Annotated in this window: 13 protein-coding genes and 2 tRNA genes; 10 read left to right on the top strand and 5 right to left on the bottom strand. The window is 41.8% G+C overall.

Annotation, left to right across the window (positions count from 1 at the left end):
* The first annotated feature begins 139 nt into the window (after window positions 1-139).
* Entirely contained in the window at window positions 140-2,221 is a 2,082-nt protein-coding gene (gene metG / locus ACHUET_RS06470; RefSeq protein ID WP_394211573.1) for a methionine--tRNA ligase, read from the top strand.
* A gap of 114 nt (window positions 2,222-2,335) precedes the next feature.
* Here the strand turns inward: metG and ACHUET_RS06465 are convergent, their stop codons facing one another.
* Window positions 2,336-2,746 carry a hypothetical protein gene (locus ACHUET_RS06465; protein ID WP_394211571.1) on the bottom strand — a complete coding sequence of 137 codons (411 nt, stop codon included), beginning with the start codon at window positions 2,744-2,746 and terminating at the stop codon, window positions 2,336-2,338.
* 595 nt (window positions 2,747-3,341) lie between these two features.
* Between ACHUET_RS06465 and ACHUET_RS06460 the strand changes: the two genes are divergently transcribed.
* The 9 genes from ACHUET_RS06460 (at window position 3,342) to ACHUET_RS06420 (ending at window position 13,398) form a co-directional block, all read left to right on the top strand.
* Complete coding sequence (locus ACHUET_RS06460; protein WP_394211569.1) at window positions 3,342-4,406, top strand: ABC transporter substrate-binding protein; 1,065 nt, start codon at window positions 3,342-3,344, stop codon at window positions 4,404-4,406.
* A gap of 132 nt (window positions 4,407-4,538) precedes the next feature.
* Complete coding sequence (locus ACHUET_RS06455) at window positions 4,539-5,570, top strand: ABC transporter substrate-binding protein (RefSeq protein ID WP_102091257.1); 1,032 nt, start codon at window positions 4,539-4,541, stop codon at window positions 5,568-5,570.
* A 446-nt stretch (window positions 5,571-6,016) separates the two neighbouring features.
* The gene (locus ACHUET_RS06450) at window positions 6,017-6,916 is read left to right on the top strand and encodes an ABC transporter permease (protein WP_201602717.1); all 900 of its coding nucleotides are present in this window, start codon (window positions 6,017-6,019) and stop codon (window positions 6,914-6,916) included.
* 64 nt (window positions 6,917-6,980) lie between these two features.
* A complete protein-coding gene (locus ACHUET_RS06445; protein ID WP_058024151.1) occupies window positions 6,981-7,775 on the top strand; it encodes an ABC transporter ATP-binding protein in 795 nt (264 codons plus the stop codon).
* Window positions 7,776-7,966: 191 nt separating this feature from the next.
* Window positions 7,967-10,297: an FdhF/YdeP family oxidoreductase gene (locus ACHUET_RS06440; protein WP_394211566.1), complete on the top strand. Its 2,331-nt coding sequence runs from the start codon at window positions 7,967-7,969 to the stop codon at window positions 10,295-10,297.
* Between the two features lie 57 nt (window positions 10,298-10,354).
* A complete protein-coding gene (locus tag ACHUET_RS06435) occupies window positions 10,355-11,344 on the top strand; it encodes a formate dehydrogenase accessory sulfurtransferase FdhD (RefSeq protein ID WP_394211723.1) in 990 nt (329 codons plus the stop codon).
* A 241-nt stretch (window positions 11,345-11,585) separates the two neighbouring features.
* Window positions 11,586-11,659, top strand: a tRNA-Cys gene (locus ACHUET_RS06430).
* 124 nt (window positions 11,660-11,783) lie between these two features.
* Window positions 11,784-11,870: transfer RNA gene (locus ACHUET_RS06425), tRNA-Leu, on the top strand.
* Between the two features lie 163 nt (window positions 11,871-12,033).
* On the top strand, window positions 12,034-13,398 hold the full coding sequence (locus tag ACHUET_RS06420) for a tyrosine-type recombinase/integrase (RefSeq protein ID WP_394211564.1): 1,365 nt from the start codon (window positions 12,034-12,036) through the stop codon (window positions 13,396-13,398).
* 103 nt (window positions 13,399-13,501) lie between these two features.
* On the opposite strand, the gene ACHUET_RS06415 is transcribed toward ACHUET_RS06420, so the two are convergent.
* The 4 genes from ACHUET_RS06415 to ACHUET_RS06400 all read right to left on the bottom strand — a co-directional run bounded on the left by ACHUET_RS06415 (window position 13,502) and on the right by ACHUET_RS06400 (window position 17,815).
* Window positions 13,502-13,780, bottom strand: a complete 279-nt coding sequence (locus ACHUET_RS06415; protein WP_394211563.1) for a YkgJ family cysteine cluster protein — start codon at window positions 13,778-13,780, stop codon at window positions 13,502-13,504.
* Window positions 13,747-15,387, bottom strand: a complete 1,641-nt coding sequence (locus tag ACHUET_RS06410; RefSeq protein ID WP_394211562.1) for a phage tail family protein — start codon at window positions 15,385-15,387, stop codon at window positions 13,747-13,749. Before ACHUET_RS06410 ends, ACHUET_RS06415 begins: the two co-directional genes overlap by 34 nt.
* A gap of 155 nt (window positions 15,388-15,542) precedes the next feature.
* Window positions 15,543-16,619 carry a chemotaxis protein gene (locus ACHUET_RS06405; protein ID WP_394211560.1) on the bottom strand — a complete coding sequence of 359 codons (1,077 nt, stop codon included), beginning with the start codon at window positions 16,617-16,619 and terminating at the stop codon, window positions 15,543-15,545.
* A gap of 128 nt (window positions 16,620-16,747) precedes the next feature.
* Window positions 16,748-17,815, bottom strand: coding sequence for a chemotaxis protein (locus tag ACHUET_RS06400; protein ID WP_394211558.1), 1,068 nt, complete (start codon window positions 17,813-17,815; stop codon window positions 16,748-16,750).
* Between the last annotated feature and the right edge of the window lie 204 nt (window positions 17,816-18,019).

Here is an 18,019-nt window from a genome sequence, read left to right as displayed (position 1 = left end):
ATTACGGTATCATAGGCGCACTTTTTGAATTTTTATTATTTTTAGAAGTTTTTAGCATTAACAATGTCGCATCGATAAGCGATGAACCGCTTAAGATGTTCGATAACTAACCCGTTTATATAAAAATATAGGTGATTTTGTGCGTGAGATTCTAGTAACCAGTGCGCTGCCCTACGCCAATGGCTATATCCATTTGGGGCATCTTGTAGAGTATATTCAGACTGACATTTGGGTACGTGCGATGAAAGCGCAAGGCCATCAGGTCACCTATGTCTGCGCGGATGACGCACACGGTACGGCAATCATGCTCAAAGCAGAAGCCAATGGCGTCACGCCAGAGGAGCAAATTGCCTCAGTCAAAGCCTCACACGAAGCAGATTTTTCAAAGTTCCTGATCAATTTTGATAATTATCACAGCACCCATTCAGAAGAAAACAAACAGTTCTCTGAGCTGATTTATCGTCGTCTAAATGATGCTGGTCATATCAGCACAAAGGATGTCGAGCAGCTATTTGATCCTGAAAAGCAATTGTTTCTAGCCGATCGTTTTGTCAAAGGTACTTGTCCAGAGTGTGACTCACCAGACCAGTACGGTGATAACTGCGAAGTATGTGGCACCACTTACGATGCAACAGATCTAAAAGACCCGCACTCAACATTGTCTGATGCAACGCCAGTTCTTAAAACTTCTAAGCATTATTTCTTTGATTTGCCAGAGTTTGAGCAGTTCTTACAGGACTGGACGCGCAGTGACAATCGCTTGCAAACCTCAGTCGCTAACAAGCTACAAGAATGGTTTGATGCAGGACTTACCAGCTGGGATATCTCGCGCGATGCGCCCTACTTCGGTTTTCAGATTCCAGATACCCCAAGCGATGAGCCAGACAAATATTTTTATGTATGGCTAGATGCACCAGTTGGCTACATGGCAAGCTTTAAAAACCTATGTGATAAGCGTTCTGGTACAGACCAAGCGCTTGATTTTGACCGCTACTGGACACAAGAAAACGAGCACAAAACCGAGGTCTATCACTTCATCGGTAAAGACATTGTTTACTTCCATGCTTTGTTTTGGCCAGCGATGCTAGCGGGTAGCGAATACCGTACACCGACTGGCGTCTTTGCCCATGGCTTCTTGATGGTCAATGGCGAAAAAATGAGTAAGTCACGCGGTACTTTTATCAAGGCCGAGACGTATGCTGAGCACTTACATCCTGAATACCTGCGTTATTACTTCGCCAGCAAACTGTCTGATAAAGTTGAAGACATCAACTTAGATTTAGAAGACTTTATGCAAAAGGTCAACTCTGACTTGGTCGGCAAAGTGGTCAATATCGCCAGTCGTAGTGCAGGATTCTTGGTGAAAAAATACGACGGTATATTGTCTGAGACTTGCGCTGAACCGCGCCTATTAGAAGACATCACCAAAACGGGCGATGAGATTGCTGCTGCTTACGAGAATCGTGAATTCTCGCGTGCCATGCGCCTCATCATGCAGTGTGCGGACAAAGCTAACGAATATATCGATGCCAAAAAGCCATGGTCGCTCGCGAAATTGGAAGGCACTGAGAAAGAAGTTCAAGACGTATGCTCGGTCGCTATCAACATTTTCCGTCAGTTGATGGTCTATCTAGCACCAGTATTGCCTGAGCTGACAGCAAATGCGAAAGAGTTTTTGAACCTTGATGATTTAAGTTTTGCCAGTCGTAATGAGTGGTTACTAGGTCATAAAATCAATAAGTTCAAACCGCTGATGCAACGTATCGAAGAAAAAGATATCGAAGCCATGGTAGAAGACTCAAAAGCATCATTGGCTCAAGCCGATACTCCTGCTGTGACCGAAAATAACAAGCCTGCCGCACAAGATGCTAATACTGATGCCGAGCAAACGGATTATATTGGTATCGAAGACTTTGCCAAAGTCGAGATGAAAGTCGCACACGTTTTAGAGTGTAATCATGTAGAAGGCGCAGACAAATTACTACAGTTCACGTTAGATGTTGGTGAAGATAAGCCACGTAACGTATTTAGCGGAATTCGTAAGTTCTATGAGCCTGAGCAACTGACAGGTAAGAAAGTCATCTGTGTCACCAACCTTGCACCACGTAAGATGAAATTTGGTATATCAGAAGGCATGGTGTTATCAACGGGCAATCCAAAAACTCAGCTAACGGTCGTTACTCTACCTGACAACTGTGTCATTGGTGATGTGCTCGCATAAAAATATTAACTTAAGTAGTGATGTAAGTAATCATTAAAGAAAGAACGAAAAAAAACGGTCTAAATAGACCGTTTTTTTATGGCTGACTTAAAAAATTAAAGTTCGCTGTTATTGTTATCTACTCAAAACATCAATAATTTCTAACGTATTATTAATCACTGTCACAATGTTATTGTCTGGCGTACGGATACGCTCGTAACGGTCATCATAACGGTCTAAAATAACAGAACGATCATAGTCCCTTCTGTCAATCTTGCCGACTACTCTATAACCGTATTTATCAAGATCACGCTTGAATGAGGCGTTAGGGCTGGCATTGCGATACGCATTAATATTAGGGTGGGCATTACCATTACTTTGATAACTGTTATGGTTGTAATCTTTACTAATGTGAGCAGAGTTACCTTTGCCATTTCCATGACCGTGCCCATTACCATGATTGTCTTTTGCCATAGCAGGCAGGCAAATCAATGAGCTTGCCGTAATTCCAGCGATGGTTAATGACTTCAAATTAGCCGTATTCATAATGTTATCCTTAAAATATGCGAATGAGATATTTGAGTGCGTTGTATATTCAACACGTCAACATAATAATGATATGGATTTATAATGATATGGATTTTGGACGTACTCTACTTCTTATATAAAAAACTTTTGTATAATTATTAGCTTACGTTAATTATGAAGTGGGTGCGTAATAGATGCGTTGCTAGCTTGTACGCTTTTTGACTATCAGTTTATTGGCTAAGACAATGCCTTAAGAGACTAATTCTTATGGTTAAATGCTCAAAACCACGCTTATGATAATGGTTACGACAATGCCTAATAGTCTTACTCAGTACGCCTATGACGAATGCGCTTTAATTTTTTATTGCGATAACTTACATTACTGTCATAATATGAACATAATAATCGATGGAACGATTACTTTATTTAATGGTTAGCCTGCTATTTTGGCATCAACATAGCATTGACTCGGCTAATCTGCATTCTCCAATATCTTTTTTGAAACCAAAGAGAACCAAACAGATCATTTGAGCATTGCTATTAGTAGGCTTGATCAATCTGGCAGTCCTCACTTGGTTTTTATGATTGATATAACCTACGAGTTATCCTAATAATGACTATTGCTTCTACTCTACGCTTAAGCCTATATGGCGTTGCTCTTAGTGCCATTAGCACACTTGGCCTGATAGGCTGCTCGAACTCCTCTACTGACACAGTAGCCACTACTGAAAATAGTGCTGCTGCAGATGCAGAAAAACCTGCCAAATCTATTGCGATTACCCAAATCGTTGAGCATCCATCATTGGATGATATGCGCCGCGGTATTATTGATGAGCTGGCAGACAATGGTTATGTCGAAGGCCAAAACCTAACGGTCAACTTCCAAAGTGCACAGGGCAATACCGCGACAGCAGGACAGATTGCTAAGCAGTTTGCAGGAGACAATCCAGACGCCATCGTTGCCATCTCGACGCCATCGGCTCAGTCGATTGTCGCTGCGACCACTACTATTCCTATCATTTATACGGCTGTATCAGATCCACTAGGTGCCAAGCTCATTACCGAAGATGGCAAGCCTTTTCAAAGCAATTTGACGGGATTGTCTAGTCAGCTACCTCTAGAGCCGCAGTTAGACTTATTGCAGCAAATAAAACCTGATATGAAAACGATTGGCTACGTTTACAGCCCAGGCGAAGCAAACTCAGTGTCATTGCGTGATAGTCTAAAACAAGCCCTGCCAGCACGAGGTCTAACATTGTTAGACATTCCTGCCAACCGTCCAACCGATATCGGTATGGCAACGCGTAGCTTGCAAGGGCGCGCAGATATCATCTATACCTCATTTGACAATAATGTTGCCTCTGCATTTGAAGCCATGACCCAAGCCGCGAATGAATTAAAATTACCTATTGTTGCGTCTGATGAGTTCAGTGTGAAGCGCGGCGCGACTGCTGCTCTTGGCGTTAATGATTATGACTTTGGTCGTACCACTGGCAAGATGGTATATCGCGTATTAAATGGCGAGGCGATCAATACCATTGAACCTGCCGTCATGAACGATCTAACCTTATATATCAGCCCTAAGCACGCCAAAACGCAAGGTGTTAGTTTACCAGCAGAGTTGCTAAAAAATGGCATCAATGTTGATAAGCAAGCGCAAAGCACTGATAACAAGTAGCACGAATAAAATAAATAGTGCTGAATAGTAATACTGAAAAATAACCTGTAGCCATCATAAGTGGCTCGCTTTACCCTTTTACCCATCTATTAATAATGTACGGACACATTATTACTTTTAGGAGTCAGAACCATGTTGTATCAAAATCGTTTTAATTTTGGCAAAGCGTTACTACTAGGCGGTGTATGCACTGCTATCTTAACGGGTTGTAATCAATCAGCCCAAGATACCAGCACGACTGATACTGCGGCTACTGGCGATACAGCCACCGAAATGAAAACTGTTGCTATCACTGCTATCGTTGAACATCCAGCACTTGATGATGTGCGCAAAGGCGTGATCGACGAATTAAACGAAGCAGGATTCAAAGACGGTGAAAACCTAACCGTCAACTTCCAAAGCGCACAGGGCAATACGGCTACTGCCGGACAGATTGCTAAGCAATTCGTCGCTGATGCGCCAGATGTTATCGTCGCTATCGCAACACCATCTGCGCAGTCTGTTGCCGCTTCTACTAGCAGCATTCCACTGGTATTCTCTGCGGTTACCGATCCGGTAGCAGCCAAACTGGTACCTAAGCTAGATGGTTCTGGCACCAATGTTACAGGCGCATCAGATGCGCTACCGTACGAGCCACAAATCGACTTGATGCGTCAAATCATTCCATCGTTAAAGAATGTCGGTTATGTCTATAGCCCAGGTGAAGTCAACTCAACGATTATCTTACAAAATCTAAAAGAGAAATTGACACCGCTCGGCATCAACGTATTAGAAGCACCAGCACAGCGTAGTAATGACATTGCGATGGCAGCCCGTAGTCTTGAAGGCAAAGTCGACATGATCTATACATCGACTGATAACAACGTGGTATCCGCTTACGAGTCACTCTATCAAATTGCTAAAGAAAGTAAGATTCCTCTTATCGCATCAGACACGAGCTCAGTTGAGCGCGGTGCGGTTGCAGCATTAGGCGTAGACTACTACGAGCTTGGCCGTGAAACGGGCAAAATCGTTGTTCGTATCTTAAATGGTGAAAAAGCAGGCGCTATCCCTGTTTATACCCCACAAGCGCTTAACCTATATGTCAGCCCAAAACATGCTCAAGAAGAAGGCATCACTTTGCCACAAGCGGTTATCGATAAAGCAAAAGAAGTGGTAGAATAACGCACCTTTTTATTTGGCTTAAAATAGTAGCCGTAAGCAAGATAGCCATACCAATCAGTGATTGATCGCCATCTTGCGCTGTGATGCTAAATGTTTGACAAGAAACCCAGCTATGAGTCAGTAAGCTGGGCTTCTTGTTTCAGTAGAACCTGTTTAAATAGTTTGTTTCATATATTGCTGTCTTTAGCTTGTGGCTTATCTGCTACTTGTTAAGTAAAATACATTTTTGCTGCATTAAATATTGCCATGGCTCGAACTATAGCTTTAAACCAAGGTAACTTATGATCGTTGTTAATCGTGACCTGTTTTGGTTTACCCTAACCGCAGATTGCTTAATCTGTTAAATTCACCGCTTAGCTGTTTAGCATTTAGAAGGTTTTGGCAATCGCCTCTCACCTATCTTGATATCATACGCTAGACACTGGGTTATGACTTACTGATCTCTTATGTCTTTAATTGCTTTTTTTGGTGCGCTTGAAAGTGGTCTGATCTATGGCCTCGTCGCACTCGGTGTGCTGATCTCATTTCGTACGCTCGACTTTCCTGACTTGACGGCTGATGGTAGCTTTCCGCTGGGCGGCGCGGTCGCTGGCATCTCTATCGTTGCGGGTGTCAATCCGTGGCTCGCCTGTGCTTTTGGTATGCTAGCAGGCTCAGTCGCCGGTATCGTTACTGCATGGCTGCACGTCAAACTTGGCATCTTACAGTTGCTTGCCAGTATCTTGGTGATGGTTGCCCTATATTCTGTCAACCTGCGTATTATGGGCGCCCCAAACCTACCATTACTTGGTGAAACGACGGTATTTAGTGCTTTAGTGACTAATGGCAATGGCTATTGGATGCGCTGTCTGATTATCGGGGTCGTCGTGGCGATTGCCATGCTATTTTTAAACTGGTTTTACAGTACCGAAACCGGTTTATCAATGCGTGCTACGGGCTCAAACTTGAGAATGGCACAAGCGCAAGGTATTAATACCTCATGGATGACCATCATCGGTATGGCGATCTCTAACGGTTTGATTGCCTTAGCAGGTGCGTTATTTGTCCAGACCCAAGGTGGCGCTGATATTTCTATCGGTATCGGCACAATTGTCATTGGTCTAGCAGCGGTCATCATTGGTGAGACCATCATTCCTGCCAAGCGTATTTGGCTCATTACTTTTGCTGTTGTGGTCGGTGCAGTATTGTACAAGCTGTTTATTCAGGTCGCACTATCGAGCGATACGCTACGTAGTATCGGCTTTGGTCCGCAAGATTTGAACTTAATTACCGCGTTACTCGTGGTACTGGCTTTGGTCTTACCAAAAGCGAAAACGAAGTTTTTATCACGCAAAGTTCGCGCCTAATGACAGTTTAAGCAAGTGTCAACAGCACTTGCTTTGCCCGAAGAGATAATAAGGAATAACGATTATGATGCAAGCCACCGATTTACAGTTGACCTTTAATCCAGGCACACCTATCGAAAACCCTGCCCTACGTGGTATCAGTTTGAATATCGCTGATGGTGAATTTGTCACCGTTATTGGTACCAATGGTGCAGGTAAATCGACTTTTTTGAACGCAGTAAGCGGTACAACGCGCGTCGATAGTGGCTCAATCTTGCTAAATGGCATTGATGTTACCAAAAAATCCGCCCACCAACGCGCGCACTGGGTTGCACGTGTTTTTCAGGACCCAATGGCAGGTACTTGTGAAGCGCTAACGATCGAAGAAAACATGGCATTGGCCTATAAACGTGGCGGCAAGCGCGGTTTGAAGTTTGCACTTAACCAAAACAACCGTGACTTGTTCCGTGAAAAACTGTCTGTGTTAAAACTGGGATTAGAAAATCGCCTGACAGACCGTATGGGTCTACTCTCTGGTGGTCAACGTCAAGCCGTCAGCCTTCTGATGGCATCATTGCAGCCCTCTAAGATTTTGTTGCTCGATGAGCATACTGCCGCCCTCGATCCAAAAACCGCCGCCTTTGTCTTAGAATTGACAGATAAAATTGTCACAGACAATAAGCTCACCACCATGATGGTGACCCACTCTATGCAACAAGCATTGGCACATGGTACGCGCACCGTGATGCTACACCAAGGACAAGTGGTCTTGGATGTGTCTGGAGATATTCGTAAAGGCATGACCGTACATGATTTGTTAGATATGTTCGAGCAAACACGCGGCGAAAAGGTCGAAGACGACAGTTTAATTTTAAGCTAATATTTTTCAACTTATGAATTTTACGTAGCAGATATAACTGTTTTAGCTGCTCCTAAAACCTTCAAGAAAATTGATTTTTCTTGAAGGTTTTTTGTTATCTATAGTTAATGATGATATGAAGTTTCTGTTGACCATTATATAGTTGTTGTCTATCAATGCTCCGCTATTGTCATCTATCTATGAGGTCTGTCATGCGCAAAATTCCTATCTACTCCCACCCTGCCGCTGGTTGGCCTGCGCTGATCTCCTCGACTCAAAAGCTGATGGACTATCAGACGTTTCTACGGGGCGGCCTAAGTGTCTTCAAAAGTAACCAACCTCAGGGCGGATTTGACTGCCCAGGTTGTGCATGGCCCGACCATAAATCGCACAAATCCATCGATGTCTGTGAAAACGGTATAAAAGTCATTGCTAGTGAAACCATGACTCATAAAGCAGATGCCGAGTTTTTTGCGAAGCATACCGTGACCGAGCTACAAGGATGGTCTGGTTACGAGCTTGAGCATAGTGGTCGTTTATCAGAGCCAATGTATTACGATGCCGCGCAAGATCGCTACGTCCCTATTCCTTGGGAAACCGCTTATAGCTTAATCGCTGAGCAGCTAGGACAACTTGATTCACCCGATGAAGCACTATTTTATACATCAGGGCGCGTGACCAACGAGCCAGCCTTTCTATATCAGTTGTTTGTACGCTGTTTTGGCACCAATAATTTGCCAGATTGCTCGAATATGTGTCATGAGCCCACATCGGTCATGCTCAGTAAGCAACTAGGTATTGGTAAAGCAACGGTCATGCTAGAAGACTTTGAGCAAGCCAAGCTGATATTAATGTTTGGGCAAAACCCAGCTACCAATCATCCACGGATGCTAGAGATGCTTGCACACTCGCATGAGGAAGGGTGCCGAATCATTTCAATCAATCCGATGCGTGAACAAGGCTTGAGTAAATTTAGAAATCCGCAAAAACCAACGCATATGGCAGCCGGTCAAAGCGATGACATGGTTGATGATGTCATTCAAATTCAAATCGGTGGGGATGCCGCGCTATTGACGGGCATTGCCAAATGGCTGATTGCAAACGATAGAATCAACCACGATTTTATCACCACTCATACTTCAGGTTTTGAACCGCTAAAACAATGGCTAACAGAGCAGGCTTGGGAAGATATCACGCTTGGATGCGGTATCTCTCAAACAGATATTGTCAATCTCGCTAAGCTAGTTGCTGACAGTTCAGCGACGATTTGTACTTGGGGCATGGGCATCACTCAGCACGTGCAAGGCGATGACAATGTCGCGATGATTACCAATCTGCTACTACTGATGGGTATGATCGGTATTGATGGTGCAGGTGCCTCTCCTGTTCGCGGTCACTCTAACGTTCAGGGCGATCGTACTATGGGTATTCATGAGCGTCCTAGCAAAAGCTTACTGGACAGTCTTGAGCGTGTCTTTGAGCGCCCTATGCCGCAAGAGCATGGCTATGACGTCGTTACAGGTGCCAAAGCGCTTATCGCGGGTCAATTAAAGGTCTTTATGGGTATGGGCGGCAATTACGCTGTAGCAGCCCCTGATACGAGCGCTATAGAACAAGCATTAACCACCACTCAACTCAACATATTTGTCGGTACTAAGCTTAATGAGACGATGCTATATCCTGGGGCAAACAACATTATTTTACCTTGTCTAGGTCGTACTGAGCGCATAGTAACGACAAAAGGTGAGCAGTTTGCCACGATCGAAGACTCAATGTGTCAAATCGTTCCGACTCAAGGCAAGCTAAAACCCGTGAGCGACACTTTAAAATCTGAAGCACAAATTGTGGCAGATATGGCGGTTCATGTGCTCGGTGCTGACTCGTCTATTCCTTGGCTTGCGATGAGTGAAGATTTTGACCTTATTCGAGACTATATCGCTCAAGCTATTAATGGATTTGAAGACTTTAATCAGCGCATTCGCAATTCGGAACGCGGTTTTCATTTGTATCATGCGGCGCGTCACCGCGTATGGAATACTGAGAGCGGCAAAGCGCAGTTTGAAGTACCGCAGTACCCCATTACGTACGTTGCAGCCCAAATGGAAGATGCGCAGGGCATTGATGACGAGAATACAACGCAAAACGTAACGCAAAAGGTTTGGCAATTGACCAGCGTCCGTAGTCATGACCAGTTCAATACCATGATATTTGGGTTTAAAGACCGCTATCGCCAGACTAATCGCCGCGATGTGCTATTTATGCATCCAGATGAAATCAGCCGCCTAGGTTGGCAAAAAGGTGACAGCGTTATGGTGACTCGCCAGCGTGCCAAAGACAGTTCAGCTGAACCACGAGTATTGGGTCCATTAATACTAACAGAGATGGACATTGCCTCTAACGCCGTTGCCGCTTACTATCCTGAATGCAATGACCTGTTTGATTTGAACACACATGCGCCAGACTCTCATATTCCAGCTTACAAGTCGACGACCGTTATTTTGGAGCGCGTCAATGCAGGCGCTCGAATAGCTGAGCCTGCATAAATGACTATAATAACTGAAGATAGCGTTGAGCAAAGTGAGTTACCTAGCACCACCGATATGATAAACAAAAATAATGTGGTTACGACAGATTTATCTGAAGATACTGCAGCATCTGAGATGCTGCTTGCTCGTAACCACTTAGCGCATAAGCATTATTACTCATTAGATAATGACGGACCTAATAGTGAGGACCATACTGCTCAAGCTAATATCGAATCTCAGGCCACTAGTTTAGCCATAGAAGCAGCGGTGTCAATTATCATCAATGGGATTCATTATGCGGTACTGATGGCCAGCCCTTACCAACTAGAGTACTTGGCCGTTGGCTTCTTATTTAGCGAGGGCTTGATTCAGCACAGTCACGAGTTACTCGACTGGGAAGTGACTCATCTTACGGATATTGATAACTACCAAAATTTTGCTCAGGCTTCAAGAGACGAGAATTTCGAACCATCATCATTTGAGCAAAGCTTACAACAACTTCAAGATTACGATATCTATGTCGTAGAGCTGGTCTTAAGCCAGCGTTGCCATCAACGTATCCAAGCTCAGAAGCGGCAACTAGCAGGGCGTACAGGCTGCGGTATGTGCGGTATTACTGGCCTGACACAGGCATTGCCCGACTTGAGCCACTACTCACAAGCAAACATACATGGCTCTAAGGCGACTGCACCAAGCCTTGACTATCTATTGGCATTACGTCAGCAAGTAGATGCTGCACAGCACACACATCAACTAACAGGAGCTGTGCATGCAGCAGCAACGATATACAATGATCAGCTATACTTATTTGAGGACGTGGGACGCCACAATGCGCTCGACAAATTGATCGGTTGGCAACTGCGACAAAAGGTAGAGGTTGATTGCGTACTAATGACTTCACGCCTATCGATTGAATTGGTACAAAAATCTATTCGTAGTCGCATACCTTGGCTCGTTGGCATGTCAGCGCCGACCAGTACCGCAGTACGTGTCGCTGAACGCTATGGCCTTGGGTTAGCAGGATTTTTGCGTAACAACCGAGTCACTTACTACTCGCAGGTCTGATCACCCACAGATACAAACAATACCAAAAAGACCAAAGATAATGATAAAGAGAGCGCTCATCAGTTTAACATTTGATATTTAACACTCCTTTAACCTTTCATCATCTAATTATCATTGAATATTGAGCAACCCAACCAATTGAAAATAAAGGGTAAATATATATTAATCAAAAATAACCTTCGTTTGCATGAAAAATGACTTGTAATTTGGCATATTTTTGCTAATATAGTCCACCTTGATTGGCTGGATGGCAGAGTGGTCATGCAGCGGACTGCAACTCCGTTAACGCCGGTTCGATTCCGACTCCAGCCTCCAATTATTTATCAACTTTACGTTAATTTTGGCTTGCATTATTATCTCAACCGATTATAATAGCGACCACTTATCTAGTAACTAGATGGCCTATCAGCTAGTTTACATGTTAGATAACACAAGTTTTGCCCGGGTGGTGAAATTGGTAGACACAAGGGATTTAAAATCCCTCGCTAGCAATAGCGTGCCGGTTCAAGTCCGGCTCCGGGTACCATTACATAGTCCTATACTATCTTATAGAACAGCTAAAGCCCCTGATATCAGGGGCTTTGTTGTATCTGGCGTTCTATACTGTCCTGCTCTATCTATCCCAATCCATGCATCTGATGTACACTATCATGTACACTGGTTTTTAAATGTACATTGGGGTATCAGTCATGGAAGCACGTAAACCTATTAGCTCTGATCGAAGTATTAGCAGCTATAAAGCTAGTGACAAAGAATATCTAGTCTCTGTCAAAAACTATCCCATGTTGTATCTCATGGTCAGACCTAACGGCACTAAGTCTTGGGTTTATCGGTACCTGTCTCCTACTCACTCAAAAAATAAACGTATATCGCTTGGCGTATATCCAAACGTCTCATTCGCTCGTGCCTGTGAGATTTGGCGTGACTATGAAGAGCTACTAAGTCGTAATATTGATCCTAAAAACCACCGTGAAGAATTAAAGAATAGTATTATTAGTAAAACTAAAAACTCATTTAATCATTTTGCTTGGGAATATTTTGATAGCTTAGACCAGACTCAAAAAGGCAATACGTTAATCCGTAAGAAAGGTCGCTTAGAACTTATATGTTCATATATAGGTGATCAGCCTATCAGTGAGATCGACTCACCTAGAATGCTTGAGGTGCTTTTAGACATCCAAGCTAAGTCATTAAACAAAGCTGGCAAGCCCACAGACAAGGCTGAGCGCTGCGCGGGTATCGCTAGTGATGTATTTGTTTATGCGGGTGCTCGCGGCTTCTGTAGTAGCAATCCTGCGGCGCTTATTAAGAGCCAGTTGGCTAAGTCAAGTTATGGTCATCGTCCTGCCATCACTAAGCCTAAAGATTTGGCTAAGCTACTGCGTGATATTGAGACTATAGAAGGTGATCCAAACACCATTAACTCCCTTAGGCTATTAGCATTACTATTCGTGCGTAACGGTGACCTAAGACGTATGCGCTGGGCTGATTTAGACCTAGAGGCTAGCAGGTGGCAATTAAAGCCGCTCAAAGGTCAAGGCAAAGTAAACATGGTCAAAGACATGGTAGTTCCCCTACCTCGTCAAGCCGTAGCTATATTGAGTGAACAACAAAAAATTAATGGTCATACTGAATACGTATTTTTTAGCCAGACGGCAAAAAAGCATCAGATCATCTCTGATGCGACAGCGAATAAGCGGTTAAAGGATTTGGGCTATAAAGACGTTCATTGCGCACATGGCTTTAGAGCCACTGCGAAGACTATCCTGCAAGAGCAGCTAAAGTACTCTCTTGTACTTGTTGAGATGGCTTTAGGTCATACTACTAAAGACCCTAATGGAACCGCTTACGGTCGGTTTGAGTACATCGACGATCGTAGCGATATGATGCAGAAATGGGCAAACTACTTAGATGCGCTCAGGGAAGGTAATGACACGGCGGAGTTTAGAGCAGATGCTCAATTACAAGCTGACTCTACTGCCCAGCTGCAAGCATTGATTGATCAGCTTGGAGAGGATAAGGTATTAGAGCTATTGAAAAATAATAATCAATAGCTCATATCAAGAATCACCTCAGATACTTAAAATTATTGAATAATACATTATTAACTAAAAAACGTTTAACTACCACTCGCAAAAGGCTTAGTTAGTAATACATTTAAAGGTCTGCGCAAATATCCATATTTATTTTGACAAAATCATCCCAACTTATTTGATCAGTTAAATACGTTCTATAGTAGTCCTCGACTCTACAAATTAAGGGCCTTTCACTATAGATATTACACAGGTTATTTACTTCATTAAAATTTCGACAGACACCATCGCCGCGATCTAAGTAAATCGTTAACTCGCTTAAGTTAACACGGCGACAGCATTTACCACACGAGTTACAAGGAAAAGGCGTTATTTCTTCGAGTTGAATTTTGCTTGTAGCCATGACTTAGTACTCTCCGAGTTACCCATTTCAAATGGTAATTCTATATTACGTTTTTCAACCTCATTTTTTAAGATAATACTTCTATCGGACTCGCTCGTAGCTAGGCTCAAATTGTCAGTTAATAACTGTAACTCATTCACATCTAGGTTAAACTCTATTCTAGCTAGCTCTGTTGCGTAACGATTTATTTCTGCATTTGCTTCTTTCATAAAATCGAGAGTAGCTTCGTACTTATCCTTCATTGAATTCAAGAAATCCCAAAGCTTCTTCATCATTGGACTATGGTCTAAAAAGTATCCCGTACCTACAGTAAAAAGACCTATAAATAAAGCACTCAAGAATGCTGCTATCTCAGTGCCGAAAGGAATGGTCACAACTGTTACTAGATGTTGATTGATAGCAACACCAATGATCGTTGAAACGCTAGCTAAAATAATACGAGTAACTTCTCGCATTAAATCACCAAAAGCGAGTTTCTGGGGATTAAAAAATACCAGCTTCATTGCTTGAACTAAGTTGTTCCAAGACTCTCGAATCAATTTCCCTACTAGTTTTCCACTTGTAAACACTATGTTCAATAGCGTTGTAGAAATACTGGCTAGGACACCACCGATAAAGCTATCCTTAAAAGTACTCAAGACATCGTTGAAACGCAGCTTTACTCTCTCTAAGACAGCAGATAAGGTGTTTTTAACATCTTCCCAAAAAGCGTCAAAAACAAATATGTCCTTATGATTTCGATAAACAGTTGGTAAGGCTTCTTTGAGCTCAAACCAAATCTCTGCCAATACTAGACCTATAGCTTGTCTAGCACCCATTGCAACTCCTTTATTCGCGGCAGCAGTAACCGTACCTTTGAAGAACTTACTGCTACTATAGTAAGCTTTCGCTACTTCTTTATTATAACTTTGTCTAGCTTGTTCATCTGCTTTGAGCATAGCGACAGTATCGACAGACTCCAACTCTTCAATATGCTTCTTTTCTTTACGGATTTTATCCGCAACCACTTGCTTTTTATGGCGTTGCTCAGGAGTACTTTCAGGCATACTCTCAATCTTTTTTTCATTATTGGATACAGATTCTTTTTTTGAGATAATCATCTCAGGTAGCTCATCAACAAACTCTTGTATAGGTTTATTACTTTTTTTATTATTAATATATGCAATAGTAGAAGCGAAATTCGTATCTTTATTTGCTAGATTTATACCATCAATATCTGCCAAAACTCTACCAGCATCATAGTGTATCTCATGCGATGAAACAACATGGTCTAACTGTCGTTTCTCATGAACTCCCATACTAGTGCTTCTGTATTTATCTTCTAACTCTCCAGCCTGTTGGGTAGTTTTATCCTCTCTACCTTTTGCTATATAGTTTCTATCTTTATGATAAGAATCTGAGTCGTACTTTTCAATATTTTCATATTTTTCTTTTTCAGCATCTGTGGCCCAAACACCATTGCGAACATTATGGATAGTATTAACATCACCGCCTTTCTTATCTTCTAGTAATAGAAAATCTAAGCCAAAAGTTGTTACTAAACTATGTGTAACCGTTTTACCTACTTCACCTAACCAATCATATTCTGTGTTAGACATTTTTTGCATAATAGCTTCCTCAATTTTATTAATACTAAGTCTTATAGATATAAAGCCATAATTAACACACAAAAAAAAGAGTAAAGGAACAGCATAACTTGAAGCACCTCTACTCTTTTAAATTTGAACATCAACTAATTCAGTTCTAATAATTTATCAAAACTTTAATCCCTGAATTGCTCAGCATTACGTTTTGATACTTCTATAACTTTTCTTATCTCAGTTTTATTCAATATTTTAGACCCACTTTCATTGGTTTCAAATACAGGTATTCCATCTTCATTAACAACAGGCACACCATCATTTTCTTTTACCTTAAATAAAGGAGTAGTAATGATATCCGTAAGAATTGCAGCGACAGCATAACCATTTTCTACCATTCTAACAATATTATCTTCTTGATCTAAGATATCGCCATGACCCCTACGCATTGCCATCTCAACAATTTTCAAATCTTCTAAGTAACCATTAAATATAGTACGTATACGATTTAGACATAAAGTTATTTTGCTAACGTACTGACATGTATCTTGTAAGTAATCACGAGATATTTGAGCCTGCCTTTGGAAATCCCGAACTTCATCTTTAGTTTTTTGTGCTTTTGATAAAGCTTCTTCAGCATGAGATGCGAATGCCCAACCTGCAATCGCAAGTACTGGAGCTGCAACAACACCTCCTAAAATCGCTGCTCCACCTGCCATTCCTAAACCGCCTGCAGCTAAAGAACCACCACCTATGGCCGCCATTGTTGCATTATAAGCTGCAACACCTGAAAGTGCAGCAATAGGCGTACCTGTCGATGCAGCAGCTAGAGCCATTACACCCCCATAAACTGCATACGCCGCAGCTGTACCTCCTAATGCACCACCCGCTAGTTTACTAGCATAGGCGACAGAACCCATTGATAACCTTTCTATACGTTTGCGTTGATACTTTGGAACATTTACCTTTATATCTGTCTTACTAGCATCATTTAATTTGCCTAGCAGTTCTTCAGCAATAGTTTGAAATTCGTTAAAATCCTTACCTATATCTAACTGTAGTTCACCTAATTCTTCTAAACTCTGTTGGACTTTTTTATCGTCGATTTCTAAGTCCCTTGCTGCTATATCGTAATCTCTTTTAGCCTTCTCTAGAATATTGTTTGCTTCTGCTTTATCTTGATAACCATCGTATCCTTTTTTCGTACCAACGCCAGCTAATGCTACAGCTGCACCTACTAAAATAAACGGTAAAGGCATATCTTGTCTCCAGAATTAATTGTTCAAATTTTTTTGATTAATACTACGTTTTTAAATCTACATATTTAAATACTTTCAGATTAAACCGTTAAAAAGCAGTCAGACAAATAACTTTATATCATAAATTTCTAGTTTTTAAATTGCTCAACGCTACGATTGGATTCTCCTATTACCTTTGTCATATTATTTTTATTTAATATTTTAGAGCCTTCATCATTAGTTTCGAACTTAGGTATTCCATCTTTACCAACAACAGGCACACCATTATTCTCTTCAACCTTAAATAAAGGAGTAGTGATAATATCTGTAAGAATCGCGGCTACGACATAGCCGTTTTTTACCTTCAAAATAATATCTTTTTCTTTCTCTAAGATATCAAAATTACCTTGGCCCATTTCTGCTTCAACAGCTTTTAAGTATTTCAAATAATTATTGAAAACCTTACGAATTCCGTTCAATCCTAATATAATTCTACTAATATACTGGCGTGTATCTCTCAAATAACCACGAGATATATCAGTTTCTTTAACAAACTGTCTTACCTCTTCTCTTGTTTCTTTCGCTTTTGACAATGCCTCTTCAGCATGCGATGCAAATGCCCACCCTGCAATTGCAAGCGCTGGTGCTGCTACTATACCGCCCAAGATCGCTGCTCCACCTGCCATTCCTAAACCACCTGCAGCCAAAGAGCCGCCACCTATAGCAGCCATTGTCGCATTATAGGCTGCCACTCCTGAAAGCGCAGAAATTGGTGCACCCGTTGATGCTGCTGCTAAACCCAGCACACCTCCGTACACTGCATATCCCGCAGCTGCACTACCACCAACTACTTTACTAGCGTAGACAATAGAATCCATTGACAATCTTTCAATACGTTTTCGTTGGTACTTCGGAACATCTACCTTTATATCTGCCTTGCTAGCATCATTCAGTTTACCTAATAATTCTTCAGCGATTACTTGAAACTCATTGAAGTCTTTACCGATGTCTAACTGTAATGTTCCTAACTCCTCTAACTTATCCTGTACACCCTTATCATCGAACTCTAAATCACTTGCTGCTTTTTCGTACTGCTTTTTAGCAACTTCAAGAATATTGTTTGCTTCTGCTTTATCTTGATAACCATCGTATCCTTTTTTTGTGCCAACTCCAGCTAGTGCTACAGCTGCACCTACTAATATAAATGGTAAAGGCATTTCTTATTTCCTAAAGTGATTATTAAAATTCTTAAAAATACGCAAGATAATCTTGTAAGTAATTTCTACTTACAAAGCTAATGACGTTTTTTTTAATCTAAAACCTCTATAAAAGCTATTAAGTTTTATTTATATTTACTCCAAAAGAGTATAAACGTTTGTTTGTACAAAAAACAATAGGGCTGAGCTACAGTGCGACACTAA

Source organism: Psychrobacter piscatorii (assembly GCF_043641605.1).
Taxonomy (GTDB): Bacteria; Pseudomonadota; Gammaproteobacteria; order Pseudomonadales; family Moraxellaceae; genus Psychrobacter; species Psychrobacter piscatorii_C.
Note: the sequence above shows the minus strand (reverse complement) of the source record. Positions and strands in the feature narration are given on the sequence as shown.

Bases quoted from the DNA above. Each gene is read 5' to 3' on its own strand.
- ACHUET_RS06415 (WP_394211563.1), bottom strand. From the start codon at position 13,780: ATGGCTACAAGCAAAATTCAACTCGAAGAAATAACGCCTTTTCCTTGT.
- ACHUET_RS06435 (WP_394211723.1), top strand. From the start codon at position 10,355: ATGATAAACAAAAATAATGTGGTTACGACAGATTTATCTGAAGATACT.
- ACHUET_RS06410 (WP_394211562.1), bottom strand. From the start codon at position 15,387: ATGCAAAAAATGTCTAACACAGAATATGATTGGTTAGGTGAAGTAGGT.
- ACHUET_RS06440 (WP_394211566.1), top strand. From the start codon at position 7,967: ATGCGCAAAATTCCTATCTACTCCCACCCTGCCGCTGGTTGGCCTGCG.
- ACHUET_RS06400 (WP_394211558.1), bottom strand. From the start codon at position 17,815: ATGCCTTTACCATTTATATTAGTAGGTGCAGCTGTAGCACTAGCTGGA.
- ACHUET_RS06465 (WP_394211571.1), bottom strand. From the start codon at position 2,746: ATGAATACGGCTAATTTGAAGTCATTAACCATCGCTGGAATTACGGCA.
- ACHUET_RS06450 (WP_201602717.1), top strand. From the start codon at position 6,017: ATGTCTTTAATTGCTTTTTTTGGTGCGCTTGAAAGTGGTCTGATCTAT.
- ACHUET_RS06445 (WP_058024151.1), top strand. From the start codon at position 6,981: ATGATGCAAGCCACCGATTTACAGTTGACCTTTAATCCAGGCACACCT.
- ACHUET_RS06405 (WP_394211560.1), bottom strand. From the start codon at position 16,619: ATGCCTTTACCGTTTATTTTAGTAGGTGCAGCTGTAGCATTAGCTGGC.
- ACHUET_RS06460 (WP_394211569.1), top strand. From the start codon at position 3,342: ATGACTATTGCTTCTACTCTACGCTTAAGCCTATATGGCGTTGCTCTT.
- ACHUET_RS06455 (WP_102091257.1), top strand. From the start codon at position 4,539: ATGTTGTATCAAAATCGTTTTAATTTTGGCAAAGCGTTACTACTAGGC.
- ACHUET_RS06420 (WP_394211564.1), top strand. From the start codon at position 12,034: ATGGAAGCACGTAAACCTATTAGCTCTGATCGAAGTATTAGCAGCTAT.